The 16,375-nt window shown below is 65.7% G+C and carries 13 protein-coding genes; 2 read left to right on the top strand and 11 right to left on the bottom strand.

What is annotated here, in order from left to right:
* Positions 1–72: 72 nt before the first annotated feature.
* On the bottom strand, positions 73–957 hold the full coding sequence (gene lipA, locus SPITH_RS01475; protein ID WP_014623980.1) for a lipoyl synthase: 885 nt from the start codon (positions 955–957) through the stop codon (positions 73–75).
* Positions 958–1,052: 95 nt separating this feature from the next.
* Here lipA and SPITH_RS01470 point away from each other — a divergent pair, with 95 nt between their 5' ends.
* Entirely contained in the window at positions 1,053–2,744 is a 1,692-nt protein-coding gene (locus SPITH_RS01470) for a DNA repair helicase XPB (protein WP_014623979.1), read from the top strand.
* Positions 2,720–4,681 carry a hypothetical protein gene (locus SPITH_RS01465; RefSeq protein ID WP_014623978.1) on the top strand — a complete coding sequence of 654 codons (1,962 nt, stop codon included), beginning with the start codon at positions 2,720–2,722 and terminating at the stop codon, positions 4,679–4,681. Before SPITH_RS01470 ends, SPITH_RS01465 begins: the two co-directional genes overlap by 25 nt.
* A 2-nt stretch (positions 4,682–4,683) precedes the next feature.
* Here SPITH_RS01465 and SPITH_RS01460 read toward each other — a convergent pair whose 3' ends face one another.
* The 10 genes from SPITH_RS01460 to SPITH_RS01415 all read right to left on the bottom strand — a co-directional run bounded on the left by SPITH_RS01460 (position 4,684) and on the right by SPITH_RS01415 (position 16,375).
* Positions 4,684–5,658 carry an omptin family outer membrane protease gene (locus tag SPITH_RS01460; protein ID WP_014623977.1) on the bottom strand — a complete coding sequence of 325 codons (975 nt, stop codon included), beginning with the start codon at positions 5,656–5,658 and terminating at the stop codon, positions 4,684–4,686.
* Between the two features lie 49 nt (positions 5,659–5,707).
* A complete protein-coding gene (locus tag SPITH_RS01455; RefSeq protein WP_014623976.1) occupies positions 5,708–7,033 on the bottom strand; it encodes a sigma-54-dependent transcriptional regulator in 1,326 nt (441 codons plus the stop codon).
* Positions 7,030–8,106 carry a sensor histidine kinase gene (locus tag SPITH_RS12710; RefSeq protein ID WP_014623975.1) on the bottom strand — a complete coding sequence of 359 codons (1,077 nt, stop codon included), beginning with the start codon at positions 8,104–8,106 and terminating at the stop codon, positions 7,030–7,032. Before SPITH_RS12710 ends, SPITH_RS01455 begins: the two co-directional genes overlap by 4 nt.
* A 72-nt stretch (positions 8,107–8,178) precedes the next feature.
* On the bottom strand, positions 8,179–8,682 hold the full coding sequence (locus tag SPITH_RS01445; RefSeq protein ID WP_014623973.1) for a hypothetical protein: 504 nt from the start codon (positions 8,680–8,682) through the stop codon (positions 8,179–8,181).
* A gap of 41 nt (positions 8,683–8,723) precedes the next feature.
* Positions 8,724–9,464 (bottom strand): hypothetical protein, encoded by a 741-nt coding sequence (locus tag SPITH_RS01440; protein ID WP_014623972.1) that lies wholly within the window; start codon positions 9,462–9,464, stop codon positions 8,724–8,726.
* A gap of 198 nt (positions 9,465–9,662) precedes the next feature.
* Positions 9,663–11,486, bottom strand: a complete 1,824-nt coding sequence (locus tag SPITH_RS01435) for an AMP-binding protein (RefSeq protein WP_014623971.1) — start codon at positions 11,484–11,486, stop codon at positions 9,663–9,665.
* A gap of 73 nt (positions 11,487–11,559) precedes the next feature.
* Positions 11,560–12,435 (bottom strand): agmatinase, encoded by an 876-nt coding sequence (gene speB, locus SPITH_RS01430; RefSeq protein WP_014623970.1) that lies wholly within the window; start codon positions 12,433–12,435, stop codon positions 11,560–11,562.
* A gap of 28 nt (positions 12,436–12,463) precedes the next feature.
* On the bottom strand, positions 12,464–13,621 hold the full coding sequence (gene nspC / locus SPITH_RS01425; RefSeq protein WP_014623969.1) for a carboxynorspermidine decarboxylase: 1,158 nt from the start codon (positions 13,619–13,621) through the stop codon (positions 12,464–12,466).
* Positions 13,618–14,811: a saccharopine dehydrogenase family protein gene (locus SPITH_RS01420; RefSeq protein WP_014623968.1), complete on the bottom strand. Its 1,194-nt coding sequence runs from the start codon at positions 14,809–14,811 to the stop codon at positions 13,618–13,620. The genes nspC and SPITH_RS01420 overlap by 4 nt, the downstream gene beginning before the upstream one ends.
* Positions 14,812–14,899: 88 nt before the next feature.
* A complete protein-coding gene (locus tag SPITH_RS01415; RefSeq protein WP_014623967.1) occupies positions 14,900–16,375 on the bottom strand; it encodes a type I 3-dehydroquinate dehydratase in 1,476 nt (491 codons plus the stop codon).

The raw sequence follows: 16,375 nt of genomic DNA, 5'->3' as shown, positions 1-16,375 counted from the left end.
ATCGATATGATAATAGCAAATATTACGTTTTTAGTCAGCTATCTCCCCAAAAAACCCACCCCGAAGGGTGGTTCACGCCGGATCGCCGCCCCCCAGCATCCGGACGGTCTCCTCGGCGTGGTAGCTCGAGCGGACCTTGGGGCCCGCGCTGCAGGCGATGAACCCCAGGGAGAGGGCGTAGTCCCTCAGCCGGTCGAACTCCTCAGGGCTCCAGTACCGCGCCACGGGGAGGTGCTCCTTCGTGGGCTGGAGGTACTGGCCTATGTTCACCATCTGCACGCCCGCGGCCCTAAGGTCGTGGAGGGTCTCCTTCACCTCCTCCTCGGTCTCCCCGAGCCCCACCATGAAGCTCGACTTGAGGAACCCGCCATACTCCCTCACCCGCAGCCCCGCCTCCCTGAGGAAGGCGAGGGAGCGCTCGTAGCTCGCACCGGAGCGCACCCTGGGGGTGAGCCTGCGCACGGTCTCCACGTTGTGGCTCATGATCTCGGGCCGGCTCTCGAGCACCGTCTCGAGGGCCGCGAGATCCCCTCTGAAGTCCGAGGTGAGGATCTCCACCCTCACACCCGGAGAGGCCTTCCGCACCTCTCTCACCGCGGCCGCCACATGCCCCGCCCCACCGTCCGGCAGGTCGTCCCTCGTCACCATGGTGAGCACCACGTGCCGAATCCCGAGCCGGGCCACCACCTGCGCCACCCGGGCCGGCTCCTCCGGGTCGGGGGGGCACGGCCTGCCGTGGCCCACGGCACAGAACCTGCACCGCCGGGTGCACACCTCTCCCAACAGCAGGAACGTGGCCGTGCGGTAGCGGCCCCAGCACTCGTGCAGGTTGGGGCACCGCGCCTCCTCACAGACCGTGTGGAGCCCGTGCCGGGCGAGCTCACGCCTCACCTTCTTGTGCTCGGGCGAAAGTCCCAGATCTATCTTGAGCCACTCGGGCTTTCTCAGCTCTTCCATCATCTCCTCCCACCCCCATCATGCCCCACCCCCCACCCCCCGTGCAACCCCATCCCCCTTGCCCGCCTCCACCACCCTGCGCTACCCTTACCCCCATGCTCGGCCCATTCATCGTACAGAGCGACGGCACCATCCTCCTCGAAGTCTCGCATCCCGAGGCCGACGAGGCCCGGAACGCCATCACCCCCTTCACTGAGCTCCTCACCTCCCCAGAGTACATCCACACCTACCGCATCACCCCCATCTCCCTCTGGAACGCCGCCTCTGCAGGCCTCACCTACGACCAGATCGCCGAGCGCCTCTCCCGCTACGCCCGCTACCCCGTGCCCCCCACCCTCCTCGACACTATCCGCCACACCCTCGAACGCGCCGGCACCCTCACCCTCCTCCCCACCCCCTCACCCCACACCCTCCTCCTCAGCATCCGCCCCCCTGCGAGCCGCCGGGAACTCCTCTCCTACCGCCAGCTCGCCCGCCTCCTCGAACCCTCCACACCCGACCTCCCACCCCGAGACGACGCCCTCTACGTGCCCCTCATCCACCGCGGCACCATCAAGCAGCTCCTCATCGACCTCGGCTACCCCGTCACCGACCTCGTCCCCCTCCAGGAAGGCGAACCCCTCCCCCTCATGCTCCGCACCACCACCCGCTCCAGCCGCCCCTTCGCCCTCCGCCCCTACCAGGAAGCCGCGGTCAAGGCCTTCACCGGCGACGACGGACCCGGCACCGGCTACGGCACCATCGTCATGCCCTGCGGCGCAGGCAAGACCGTGGTGGGCCTCGCCCTCATGGCCCACTACCGGACGAGCACCCTCATCCTCACCCCCAACGTCGCCGCCGCCCACCAGTGGATCGACGAGATCCTCGACAAGACCACCCTCACCGAAGACCAGATCGCCGAGTACACCGGCGAGTCCAAGGACATAAAACCCGTCACCGTCGCCACCTACCACATCCTCACCTGGCGACCCGACCACACCCAGGAGTACTACCCCCACTTCGACCTCTTCCTCGCCCGCAACTGGGGCCTCATCATCTACGACGAAGTCCACCTCCTCCCCGCCCCGGTCTTCCGCATCACCGCGGAACTCCAGGCGAAACGCCGCTGCGGCCTCACCGCCACCCTTGTGCGCGAAGACGGCAAGGAACGCCACCTCTTCGCCCTCGTGGGACCCAAGCGCTACGACATCCCCTGGAAAGACGTGGAGGCCCAGGGCTGGATCGCCGAGGCCCTCTGCTACGAGATCCGCATACCCCTCCCCGAGGACCTCCGACTCGCCTACATCGCCGCAGACCAGCGGAAGAAGCACACCATCGCGAGCACCAACCCCCTCAAGGACCGCGTCGTGGCCGCGCTCCTCGAGCGACACGCAGACCTTCCCACCCTCATCATAGGCCAGTACCTTAACCAGCTTGAACGCATCGCCCGCACCCTCGGCCTTCCCCTCATCACCGGCCGTACCCCCAACAGGGAACGGGAACGCCTCTACCGCGAGTTCAAGGAAGGCCGCATCACGCGCCTCGTAGTCTCCCGCGTCGCCAACTTCTCCATCGACCTCCCCGACGCCGCGGTCGCCATTCAGGTCTCCGGCACCTTCGGATCCCGCCAGGAGGAGGCCCAGCGCCTCGGCCGCATCCTCAGACCGAAACACCACCACGCCTACTTCTATACGATTGTGACGCGTGATACACTGGAAGAACACTTCGCCGCCAACCGGCAGCGATTCCTCACCGAACAGGGCTACCGCTACCAGATGGAGCTATGGAGCGAAGACGAGCTGACATAGACCGCCTCACCGCCTACCTCCTCACCCTTCCCGACAGGGACTTCCTCCGCCTCATACGCAACTACCTCGGCAGGATCGAGACCCCCTACCACAAACCCCAGCTCGTCGAACGCCTCTACCGCTTCCTGGAATCGCCCCGGATACAGGAGGCGATCCTCGCCCTCCTCACCCCTCAAGACAGGGCCCACCTCTCGCTCATCGCGGCCCTCGGCGAACCCCCACCCGAGGTCTTCACCTCGTTCCTGGAGGAAGAGGGGGAGGAAGAACCCCACCTCGTCCTCCACCGCCTCAGGGACCGCCTCCTCGTCTACCTCGACACCGGGGACGAGCCCCCACGCATCCGCTTCACCCCTCCCCTCCGCCCCCTGCTCGAGACCCACATCCTCTCGCTCGAGGCCCTCCTCCCCCCCGAAGGCCCCACCCCTCCCTCCTCCCCGCCCCACCCCTGGCTCACCGACCCCCTCCTCGGCGCCCTCCTCTCCCTCCTCACCGACGACCCCGCCCTCCTCGACCACAAAGACGGCATACCCACCTCGCGGGCACGCACCCGTATCGCATCCCGCATCCCCCACTTCTCCCATCACCCCGAGCACCTCCCCCTCCTCGTCCGGGCCCTCACCCGCCTCTCCCTCATCCCCGCCCCCACCCCGGCCGCCCTCCTCACCCGGTTCCGTACCCTCGCCGACCTTCCCCCCTCCACCCGCCTCCCCCTCCTCTGGGCTGCGGCCATCACCCCCGAGGGGGCCGACCCCCACCCCCTCGCCGCCGCCCTCCTCGCCCTCCCCGACCTCCTCCCCCCCACCCACACCTACACCCCCTCCACCATCACCCGCGCCCTCCGCCTCGCCCTCACCCTCCACACCCAACCCCACACCCCCCCACCCATCGAGGACCTCGCCTCGCTCGGCCTCCTCGTCCCCCACGAAACCACCCTCTCCCTCACCCCCCACATCCCCACACTCCTCAACCCCCCGGAGACCCCTCCGTTCAAGGTGGAGGCCTCGGGCCACCTCATCGTACATCCCCACGCCGTGCTCTCGGACCTCCTCGTCCCCTGTGCGGCCCTCTCCCTCATACGCCACGACGCCGTCTCCCGCTACGAGCTCACCAAACCCGCCCTGCGCCGCGGCCTCGAGGCAGGGGTGGAGACAGCCGAGCTCCGCCTCGCCCTCACCGTGGGAAGCGGCCACCCCCTCCCCCAGCCGGTCGCCGCCACCCTCACCCTCTGGCAGGAGGAGGCCGAGCGGGCCCGTCACCTCCGGGGAATCGTGGCGATCCTCGAGCCCGAGTACGCCCGGATCGTCCGACAGAGCCCACAGTTCTCCACCTGCGTGTGGGAGACCCTTGGAGAGACCATCTTCCTCGTCAGGGAGGAACGGTGGGAGGAGTGGAAGACCCTCCTGGAACACGCCGGGATAGGCCTCCTCGGTCCCGTAGAGGAAGAGACCCCTCCCTCGGAGGAGCCGCTCCCCCTCCCGACCCACCTCGACCCCCCCGTGGTACCCGTGCTCCCGGAAACCCCCACCGCCCCACCCCCCGACCTCAGGCCCGCCCTCCTCGAGGCCCTGGAACGCACCCCACTCTCGGAAGAGGCGCGCCACCTCCTCAAGGCCCGCATCGAGGAAGGCTACATCCTCACCCCCGAGCAGCTCACCGAGGAGACAGCAGACACCGAACTCCTCGAATCCGACGGACTCGACTACCACGGCAAACTCAGGGTAATAGAAGAAGCCCTCTCCCACGCAGGCGACCTGGTGGAAGTGTGCATCCTCGGGCACAAAGACCACACCCCCCTCCTCGTGCGCCCTCTCGCCCTCAAAAAGAAGGGGGCCTCCCACTACCTCGAGGCGATCCCCGAGGGAGAAGAGGCCCCGCTCCACATCCCGGTCCGCACCATACAGCACGTCCGCCGCATCCCCCGCACACTCACGGGCTAGCTTCACTCCACCATCACCCGCATCCCCATCCCCAGCCCCCACTCGGTGCTCTCCATACCGCTCTTCCCGTCCGCAGCCCGGTACCACGTCCCGTCTTCCTTGAAGTACGAATCCCCCTTTGCCATGGAGACGAGCCTGTACCACCCCCTCCCGTAGAGGGACAGACCCTTCCACAGGAAGACCTCGAACTCACCCTCCACATCCAGGAGCATACCCCCTGCCATGTGATCGAGGAAGAGAAGATCGCGAAGCAGGTGTTCATCAAGGGTCACGGCAAGAGGATACGGCGACCACATCACCGAAGAATCGACCCCGAGCCAGGCAAAAGGCCTCATCCCGCACCGGAAGAGGAGCATCGGCCCCATCACCTCCTGCTCATAGGTGATGACCTCGCCGTCGAAAGAAGACTTCGGCTCATCCCCTGTCCACTCGGGGTAGGGCCACCCCGTACCGGAAGAAGGATCATAGGAGTCCCCCACCCCACTCGGGTACTGGGAGTAACCGTCACGGGCCGACCAATATCGGTGGAGGTACTGCCACCCCGCTCCCAATGAGACGGTCACCGTCTTCCGGTCCACGATCCGGAACGAGAGGCCCCCTCCTATCTCGCGGTACGGGCCCAGCTCCACAGGGTGGGTGGAAAAGTGCGTGGGATCGGGATCCCCCAGGTTCATGTAGTCGTAGTCCTCCATCCACGCACCGGGCTCACGGCCACCCACGAGGAAGGCATACCAGCCCTCGATCCCCACCCTCCACCAGGAGAGGCCGGCCTCTGCCTCGAGGAGCCAGCCTTCCGCCGGCCACACGAGCCGGCTGAGGAGGTGATCCCCCTCGTCCCACTTCTGGTAGACCAGCTCGTGGGCCTCGCCGGTGAACCACGAGGTCTCAAGAGAGGACGAGAAGCCCCAGCCGTCAAGGGCAAAGAGCCCACCCACCCCCACACTCACAAGCCACACGAACACGCGGAATCGAGGCATACTGGGAAGTATAGCGCACAGGGCACGATCCTTCCATACGCGCCACCGGTCAACGCATCCCCAGCTCCCGCATCCTCCTCATGAGGTTTGAGGGAGCCATGCCGAGCTCGCGCGCCGTCCTGGAGACATTCCCCCCACACCGCGAGAGGTGATAGGCGATGTAGGCCCGTTCGAACTCCCTCCGCGCCTCGCCGAGTGGGCGGGGAGCGAAGAGGAGGTCATCCGAGAAGGCCTTCCTCCCCTCATCCCTCACCTTCCCCACCACCTCGGGCCCGATCACCGGCCCCTCGGAGAGGAGGGCCGCCCGCCACACGAGGTGCTGGAGCTCCCGCACATTGCCCGGATACTCGCCCTCCATGAGCACCGAGAGGGCCTCACGGGAGAAGGTCCGCTCCTGCCCCAGCTCCTCGGACACCCGCCTGAGAAAGACCTGCGCGAGGAGCGGGATATCCTCCCTCCGTTCCCTGAGTGGGGGAATGTGGATCCTCAAGACCCCCAATCTGTAGTAGAGATCTGCGCGGAACGACCCTTCCCTCACCATGGCCTCGAGGTCTCTGTTTGTGGCGCACACCACCCGCACATCGGCCCTGCGCGGCCTCTCGGCCCCCACGGGATAGTACTCCCCGGTCTCGAGGACCCGCAAGAGCTTCGCCTGCTGGGAGGCCGGCAGCTCCCCCACCTCGTCCAGGAAGAGCGTGCCTCCCCTCGCCTCCTCGATCCTCCCCCTGCGCCGCCTCTCGGCCCCGGTGAAGCTCCCCTTCTCGTGTCCGAAGATCTCGCTCTCGAAGAGATCCGCAGGGACCGCAGCACAGTTGAGGGCCACGAGCGGCCCCCTCGCCCTCCTGCTCGAGAGGTGCACGAGCCGCGCCACGTGCTCCTTCCCCGTGCCGCTCTCACCGGTGACCAGCACGGGGACCTCCACCCGGGCCGCCTTCTCGATGAGCCGCCGCACCTCCCGCACGGCCTCCGACTCCCCGAGGAGGGCGTACCGCTCCCTCTCCTGTTCCACCACCCTTCGGGCGAAGACCTCGCTCGCGGTCCGCTCGGCTACGATCCTCACCTTCTCGAAGGAGAGCGGCTTCTCCAGGAAGTCCACCGCGCCCAGCCGCAGGGCCTCCACCGCCCGCTCCACCGTGCCATAGGCCGAGATCATCACACACGGAAGCTCCGGCCGGCGCTCCTTCATACGCCCGAGGAGGGAAAGCCCGTCCTCCCTCCCGAGCCTCACGTCGAGGAACACCAGGTCCACGGGCTCGGACTCCAGCACCCTCAAGGCCTCCGCGCCCGACCCGGCCCCCCTCACCTCCCACTCGGGGAAGGCCATGCGGAACCCCTCCACCACGTCGCGCTCGTCGTCCACCACCAGTACCGTCATACCCCCTCCCATCCGGGAAGCCGCACCTCCACCCGCGTCCCCTCTCCCACACGCGACCACATCACCACCCTCCCCCCCATCTCCCCCACCAGGAGCCGCACCAGCGCCAGTCCGAGCCCCATCCCCCCCTCCTTTCCGCTCACCCCCGGCTCCCAGACCCGCTCCTGCTCCTCCTCCGGGATCCCCGGCCCCCTGTCCCACACCTCCACCACCCCCTCATCCCCCTCACTCCACACCCTCACCCCTGCCAGCGCCCCCGTATCTCTCGCGTTCGCACACAGGTTGCGCACCACCTCGGCGAGGAGCACCCCATCCGCACGCACCACCACCTCCCCACACACCTCGCACCCCATCCCCGGAAACTCCCCCACCACCTCCCTCACCACCTCGCCCACCACCACCCGACCGGGCCTCGCCTCCGGCAGGTGCGCCAGGTCGCGCAGGCGGGCGAGCACCCCGTCCACCTCGCCCAGCTTGCGGAGCACGAACCCCAACCGCTCCCCGCAGAGCCCCTCCCCTACGGAGAGCCCCTGCTCCACCACCATACGGACCGGCGAGAGGAGGTTCCGCACCTCGTGGACGCAGACCCGCGCCATCTCCTTCCAGCCCCTGAACCGCGCCAGATCCCCCACCTCCTGCTCGTACCGCTCGAGCCTCCGGAGCATCCCCGTATAGGCCGCAACGAGCCGCCTCACCTCGTACACCCCCCCTCCCGCCGGCACCTCGCCCCCGCGGAACTCCTCCATGAGCCGGGCGAGCTCCAACACCGGCCCCCGCACCCTCCCCACATAGAAGAAGACCACAAGCCCACTCAACACCACCTCACCGGCGAGCACCGCGAACATCGTCCGAAGCACCTCCACCCTTCTGCGCTCCTGCAGGAGCCGCACCCCCTCGAGCACCCCGCCGAGAAGACGCGCATCCTCATCCGAGAACCGCCCCTTCACACCTTCTATCGAAGACATGAGCGCACCCTCCACCCGATCGTACACCGTCACCACCACCCCCGTTGCCACCACCCAGAGGAGGAGGAAGAGCACCAGCGCCAACAGCACCCACGCCCATCCCCTCACCGCTCATCCCCCCTCACGAAGACGCCCGCAAGGGCCTCCTTCTCACCGTATCGATTCACCACCTCACGGACCTCAATCACCACCATCATCACCTCCCTCAGGGACAACCCACTCTCCCTCGGTCACCGGGTTGTTCCCCCAAAGATCCTGCACAGGCGAGAACACAGAAGAGTAGAGCGCAAGGGAGATCCTCACCCGGACCTTCCTCCCCCGGTACCGCTCCACATCTTCGAGCACCCTCACCTTGAACAGAGAAAACACATCCTCCACCCTCTCCCGAGCGAGAGGCCCCTCCCCCTCCACCTCGTAGAACTCCCCCACGCGCTCCACCTTCTGGGAGACGGCAAACCGCCTCACAAGACGATCGTCCACCCACACCTCCACCCTGGTCACCACCGTCACAGGGACATAGGCATCGATGAGCGAGAAGAGCTGATCGTTGATCACCCCGGAGGCACGAACCTTCACGAAGAGCCCTCCTTCCTCCACATGGAAAGAGGGCTCCGAAAGCCACACCTCGGGAAAGGGGCTCGCCAGTCCCAACACCAACCCGAGGATACGAATGATACGCTGCACGCACCCTCCTTTCCCTTAACTATACCACACCGCCGTGCGTGCTACTCCTCCTCCCACTCCGCCCAACCCCGGTCGTTCACCTTCCCCCTCTCCGAGAACACCCCACCGAAGACCACTCCAACCCCGAGGAAGAACCGGTGAGGAGATGAGGAGGGAACACCCTCCACCGGATAGGTGTACTCACCCGGCCCCATGATGCTCCAACTCTGGTACGGCACGTAGAAGTAGTAGGCCTTTATGAGAAACCCTGCCACACCGGGCATCCACAGAAAATGAAGGCCTGCCCCTACCCTGATCTCGGAAGAGGTGAGCCGTACCCCTACCCCGGGATCATCGAGCAGATCATCGAACGAGGCCGAACCGCTCGGAGGATCGATGAGCTCGATATCGGTCCCTCCTGCACCTATCGTCCCCACCGGCATGAAGATCACCTGACCAAGACTGAGCGGCACGCCGACCTCAACCCCTCCGTAACCGCTCATCCGGCTGAGGATCTTTCCATCGGGCCCTTTACTCTCGGCAAAGAGCCCCTCACCAACACCCCACCCCCCGATATACACGCTGCCGATGAACGCGCCACCACCTCCCCCCATACCGAAGGTGAACGGTGAGAACTCGCCGTACCCATGCGCGCGCAAGAGGGCATTGAGGGGAAGCGAGTCACCGGGAAGCCCCTCCATCACCCCTGAGGCCATCACGTATCCCATCCCCCCCCACGCTTCGGCGGGAATCACCGAAGAAGCCAGGCACAAGAGGACCAGGGAGAACGCAACCCTTTTCATGTCTCACCTCCACACGTCGTAGTCTTCCAGAGAATTAGCAAATACCGTACCATATCGAGCGAGAGGGGTGGAATTGATTCCTCGTCATAACATCATTCCATGGAAGGATTTGAGGCGCGCACCTCCCCCTCGGAGAGGAGGGATGTGGTGAGACCTCTCATGTCATATCACCTTCGATATATCGATTTCGATAAGCCCTTAGCTCGTCTGCCTGTCGTTCCCGTCGCGCTGCGTGGTATAGAGGAAACGGCGGATCTTATGGGTGGCCGTCTTCTCGAGCGGCTCCTCCCTGATCTCGACCTTCCGTATGCGGGAGAACCCCGGCAGCCGGCGATTCACCATCGCCACCAGTTCCTTCACCACGTCCTCCACCCCTCTCCTCACCTGCTCCGTCCCTTCCTTTGCAGCCGAAGTCACCTGCTGGACGAACTCACCCACCTCCCTCGTCACCTCGTGCACCCCTTCCTGAGCCGCCCTCCCGGCCTCCTTTATCCCGTCTTCGAGCGCGGCATAGAGGGTCTTCGCCCTCTCGCTCAACACGATGAGGGCCACGAGTTCTCCCTTCTCGCCCTCGTATACCAACGACTCTTCCACGTAGTCGGAGAGGTTGAGGAGCGACTCGATCTCCTCGGGGTAGATGTTTTCCCCCGAAGGCCCCACGATCACCGACTTGAGCCTCCCCTTGATGAAGAGCCGGCCCTTGCGGTCCATGGCCCCCAGATCCCCGGTCCTGAACCACCCGTCCTCGGTGAAGGCCTCCCTGGTCCGCTCCGGATCACGGTAGTAGCCCTTCATCACGTTGGGACCCCGGACCTGGATCTCTCCTTCAGCACCGGGCCGGGCATCCCTCGGCGCTCCCACACCCCCCACGACCCTCCCCTCTTGATCCACGATCCTCACCTCCACCCCTTTGAGGGCAGGTCCGGTGGACCGGAGCACCGTCTTGCCCACCGAGGAACCTGCCACCAGCGGGGCGGTCTCGGTGAGCCCATAGCCTATGGCATAGGGGAAGCCCGAGGCCTTCAGGAACGCCTCCACATCAGGTGCAAGGGCGGCTCCCCCGATACCGAAGAACCGGATCGCCCCGCCGAGGGAGGCCAGGAGCTTCCGGCCCGCGATCTTCGTCGCGAGCGGACGGGTGAGGGGAAATCGATAGAGGGGATGGGACTCGAGGGATGGTTTCACCTTGGTGCGATAGATCTTCTCTATGATGAGGGGCACGGTGAGCATCACCGTAGGCCGTACCTCATGCAAGGCGGGGAGGAGGACGCTCGCCGTGGGCGGCCTTCCGAGATAAGTGGTACGCGCCCCGCTCGCCGTGGCGATGAGCATCCCGATGGTACACTCGTAGGTGTGAGCGAGAGGAAGAACCGAGAAGAACCTGTCCCTGGGATAGGCCTTGAAGATGGAACGCGAGGCCTCCACCTCGAAGACCAGACTGGCGTGGGAGAGCATCACCCCCTTGCTGTGCCCCGTGGTGCCCGAGGTGTAGATGAGGGAAGCGGTCTCATCCGGATCGGGGAAGACCGGAGTGAAGTCCGGCGCGTACTCCCTACGCCTCCGCTCCCCTCCTTCGAGGACTTCGAGGCCGGCATCGTCCATACTGTCGATGAGCAGCACGGGGAGATCTCCCTCGAGGAGCCCTGCCTCGCGCAGCTTCTCGAGTGACCGCTCCGTGGCACACACCACGCGTACCCCTGCGTGGGAGGCCACCTCCCTCACCTGGTCGGTGGAGAAGTCGAGGAGCACCGGCACGGATATCGCGCCCGCCAAGGAAATACCGAAATAGGCCACAGGCCAGCCCGGCCTGTTCTCGGCGAGGATCATCACCCGGTCCCCCGGCCCGACGCCCAGGGCACGGAGTAGAGAGGCCACCCCCGTGCTCCTCGCACCCAGTTGGGCGTACGTCACCGGCTCCTCAAGGCGCCCGTTCCAGAACAAGTCGAACGCCGGCCGCTCCGCGTACTCCTTCGCCGCTGCAAGAACCAGGTCGCTCAAGGTCTTTCTCTCGATGTGTACCATCCGGAAACCTTCTCTCCACGATCTTTCCTCAATATATTACTGAATCCCGGCTGATAAAGCAAATCGCACCGGCCTACCGCCGGGGTAGATGCCGGAAGACGATCCCCATCACCTGATACACGAGGCGTGCGGCCACGAAGGCCCCCACGTGACTCCCCTTCGCAGGGGCCAGCTCCACCACGTCGAATCCCACGATGGGGTGCGCCTCAGCCACCCGCTCGATGAAGTCGAGCACCTCGTACCAGAAGAGGCCGCCGGGCTCAGGGGTCCCGGTCTCCCATACCACCGAGGGATCGAACCCATCCACGTCGATGGTGAGGTACACGTTCTGAGGGAAGTCGGGAGGAAGGGCGAGGGTCGCACCGGCCTTCCGCAGCTCGGGGGCATCCTGCCAGAACACCTGACTTCCAGCCAACTCCCTCCGGAGCGCCACCTCCTCGGGAGAGAGGCTCCTCACCCCTGCCTGGAAGATGCGGAACCCGTGATCGAGCGCCCTGCGCATCACGCACGCATGACTGAAACGGGAGCCCTCGTAGGTGTCTCGCAGGTCCGCATGGGCGTCGATCTGTACGATACCCACTTCTCCGGGCCCGAAACGTTCCGCCAAGGCCTCCCACGCCCCCACCGAGACCGTGTGTTCCCCGCCGAGGAGGACGGGCACACTCCCCGAACGAAGAGCCGGCCGCATCCGGGCCGCCACCTCACGGACCATGCGTTCAGGAGTGTGGACCTTCACTGGCCCTCCGGTGTGGATCCCTGCATCCGCCGGGATGCCCCACCCGTCCCATACCTCGAGTTGGCCCGAGGCCTCGAGGATCCCAGACGGCCCCCGGGCCGCTCCCTTGCCGAAGGATGTGGTGCGCTCATAGGGCACCGGGATCACGTGGAAGAAGGCCTCAGAGGCCAAACTATTGGGGATCTCCGTGTAGAGGAAGTGGGGATAGCGCATGAGGCCTCCTGTACACTTCGCCGAGGTCTTACGAGAGGCGCCGCTTGAACTCCTCATACCCGAACGAACGGACGAGGGTGAAGGACTGCTCCTTCGAACTCCATATCCCGATCGAGGGGAGCTTCACACCGTTGAAGGTGGTGGTCTTCACCATGGTGTAGTGGGCCATGTCGTCGAACACGAGGCGGTCGCCCACCTCGAGGGGCCTGTCGAAGCTGTAGTCCCCTATCACATCGCCGGCGAGGCACGAGACACCACCGAGGCGGTAGGTGTACGGCCTCTCGCCGGGGAGTCCCGCGCCCCACACCTCGGGCCGGTAGGGCATCTCGAGCACATCGGGCATGTGGGTGGTCGCCGAGGTATCGAGCACCGCGATCCGCATCCCGTTCTCGACGATGTCGACCACCTCGGCGACGAGCACCCCCGTCCCCAGGGCGATGGCTTCACCGGGCTCCAGATAGACGTCGACCCCGTAGCGGGATCTGAAGTCCTTCACCAGGTCGATGAGCCTGTCCACGTCATAGTCGGGCCGGGTGATGTGGTGTCCCCCTCCCCAGTTCACCCACCTCATGCGGGGCACGAACTCGCCAAACCGCTCTTCAAAGGCCTGGAGCACCGTCTCCAGGGCGTCCACGTTCTGTTCACAGAGGGTGTGGAAGTGGAGCCCGCTGATCCCGTCGAGGAGCTCAGGCCTGAACCGGCTGCGCACCACCCCAAGCCGTGAGTTGGGGCCCGAGGGATCGTAGATGGCGGCAGGGGCCCCCGAGCGCTCGGGGTTCACCCTGATCCCCGCCTCCACCCGGCGGGGAGCCGTCCCGAGGAGGGATCTGAACCGCTCCCACTGGGCGAAGGAATTGAAGATCAGGTGGTCGGTGAGGGTGAGGAGTTCCCGCACTTCCTCTTCTTTGTAGGCAGGACCGTAGGTGGAGACGATCCCCCCGAAACACTCCCTCCCCAGCCGGGCTTCCCACACCCCAGAGGCACAGGTGCCGGAGAGGTACGACGAGACGAGAGGCGCGAGGCTCCACATCGCGAACCCCTTCAGGGCGAGGAGCACCCGCGCCCCGCTCTCCCTCTGCACCCTGTCGAGGATCTTGAGATTCTCCTCCACCGCATCGCGGTCCACCACGAAGCACGGGCTCGGGACCGCCTGCGGATCGAACCCCTGGAACGCCCCCTCTCTCATGCCTCGGGATCCAGCTCCACCAGCTTCCAGGGAAGGCCGTACTCGCCGATCCGCTCCATGAAGGGATCGGGGTCGAACTCCTCAGGGGTGTACACCCCCGGCTTCTTCCAGGCCCCATCGAGGACGAGGGCGGCGCCAAGCACGGGAGGCACGCCCGCGGTGTAGCTCACCGCCTGGGCTCCCGTTTCCTTGTACGCCTCCTGGTGGTCACAGATATTGTAGATGAAGATCTTCCGCTTCTTGCCGTCCTTGACCCCGGTCATGATGTTCCCGATACAGGTCTTCCCCTTGGTACGAGGCCCGAGCTCCGCAGGATCGGGGAGGATCTTCCTCAGGAAGTCGAGCGGGGAGATCTTCACCGGCCCGAGGTCCACCGGCTCGATGCTCGTCATGCCGATCTTCTGGAGGGTCCGCAGGGTCTGGAGGTACTCGTCCGAGAACTTCATCCAGAAGGTGGCCTTCTTGATCGTGGGGAAGTTCCGCACCAGGGTCTCGAGCTCCTCGTGGTACATGAGGTAGACCGGGTAGGTGCCCAGTCCTTCCGGACACTCGAAGTCCCTCTTCTCCGAGAGCGGAGGGGTCACCTTGAACTCCCCACCCTCCCAGTGGCGGGCCGGGAGGGTGATCTCCCGTATGTTCACCTCGGGGTTGAAGTTGGTGGCGAAGGGAAGACCGTGGTCACCGGCATTCACGTCCACGATCTCGAGTTCGTGTATCTCGTCGAAGTAGTGCTTTACGGCATAGGCCACGTACACGTTGGTCACCCCTGGGTCGAACCCGCAGCCAAGAAGGCCCACGAGCCCCTGCCTTCGGTACGGTTCCTTGTACGCCTTGAGCTGCCAGTCGTAGGAGAAGGACTTCTCATCCTTCGGTTCGTACGCCGCCGTATCCACGTAGTGCACGCCCTCTTGCAGGCAGGCCTCCATGATGGCCATGTTCTGATAGGGAAGCGCCACGTTGATCACGATGTCGGGCTTGAAGTCCTTGATGAGCGCCTGCACCTGTTCCGGGTAGTCCGCATCAACCTGGGCGGTGCGAATGGGCCTCTCGATCTCGCTGGCGATCTTCTCGCACTTCGAGACCGTCCTGCTCGCGAGCATGATCTCGGAGAAGATCTCAGGATACTGCGCACACTTGTGCGTGGCCACACGTCCTACACCGCCTGCCCCGATGATGAGCACCCGTGCCATGAGCGTCCTCCTCTTGTCCTGGGATAGCGAGACTCAAACAGGAACAAGAGTATAGCAGATCGGGCCGCGGGGGGGAACCCCCGTCCTCCTACCCCCGCAACTCCCTGTATCGGGCGGCGAAGAGCCTCATCTGTTCCTCGGCCTGTGCCTCGAGCATCCTGTCGCCCGTGATGATCCGGCATCCCGCCCGCCGGGCAGCTTCGAGAAAGGGGGTGATGCGAGGGGTATAGACGATGTCGTAGCAGATCTCGTCGCCCTCGAAACGATACCACGGGACAGGGCTGGCCGGTTCCTTTCCCTCCATACCCACACTCGTGGTCTGGACGATGAGCCCCCTGAACTCCCTCATGCGCTCCGCACTCTCAGGGGAAAGGGCCCCCCAGTCCACCCCGAACTCCTCGGCGAGGACCCGCGCCCGCTCCTCCGTGCGATTGAGGACGAGGACCCTGAACCCTTCCTGGACGAGTCCGTACACCACCGCACGGGCGGCCCCCCCCGCCCCCAGCACCACCGCCGCCTTCATCACGGGGTCCCCACCCCGAGCGATCTCCTCGCGAAGCGGCCGGAGAAACCCCTCCACGTCCGTGCTCGTCCCGAACCACCCGCCGTCCCTCCTCACCATGGTGTTGCACGAGCCCACCGCCTGGACCACGGGGTCGCGGACGGTCAAGAAGGGAATCACCCCCTCCTTGTGGGGGATGGTCACCGAAAGGCCCTGGAGGGAAAGCTCGTCGGCGAGGTCCATGAACGACGTAAGGTCATCCACCTGGATGGGAAGATACACCGCATCCATCCCCTCCCTCCGGTACACAGGGTTGTGGAGGTGCGGAGAGCGGGAATGGAGCACCGGGTTTCCGATCACGCCGAAGAGCACCGTGGATTCGGAGAGTTCCCGCACCCGGTAGAGATCCGCCATGACGCCGGGGTCGAGGTGTCCCGGCGCCGCGGTCCTTCCCGGATCAGAGGAGAAGGTGAGGAGACTCCCCCATGCGAGGGAGAGGATCCGTGAGGGCACACCATAGGGCCCCATGCCGAGGAGGATGTAGGAACCGGGGGGAAGCCCCTCCGCAGTGATGCGCCGATGGAGCCGCACGAGCCGGAGCAGGTCCTCCGTGCCCCCGAGCATGCACGCCGCCTTGGGGACGAGCCCCTGGCCTGCCGTCTCGACCATCCAGTGCTCGAGGTCCTCCGGCACCCCATCCATCACGTGCCGCGATCGTATCACGTGCATCCCACGCCGCCGGACCTCGTCCACCAGCCAGTCGGCCGCCCACGCCTCCACGTCCACATACGCCCATCCCCCTTGGCGGACGAGCTCCCCCAGGGCCTCGTCGTGTACGTCCTCCGTGCCCTCGAAGAATCCACCGTCCCTGTCGGACCTGAGCGTGAGGATCGCCGGGAGACCGAGACCGGACGCCCACTCCCCCAGCCCCTCCCACGCGCTCTCGTCCATGCAATCAGCCCGCACCTCCACCAGGTCCACTTTCTCCCGCCAGCGGGCGAGCTGTTCCTCTGCCTCTTCCTTGGTCCTCCCGGTGAGAGAAAGACAGACGCCGCCCCTCAT

Origin of the sequence: Spirochaeta thermophila DSM 6578 (assembly GCF_000184345.1) — a bacterium.
In the GTDB taxonomy this organism is placed as follows: Bacteria; Spirochaetota; Spirochaetia; order Winmispirales; family Winmispiraceae; genus Winmispira; species Winmispira thermophila.
Note: the sequence above shows the minus strand (reverse complement) of the source record. Positions and strands in the feature narration are given on the sequence as shown.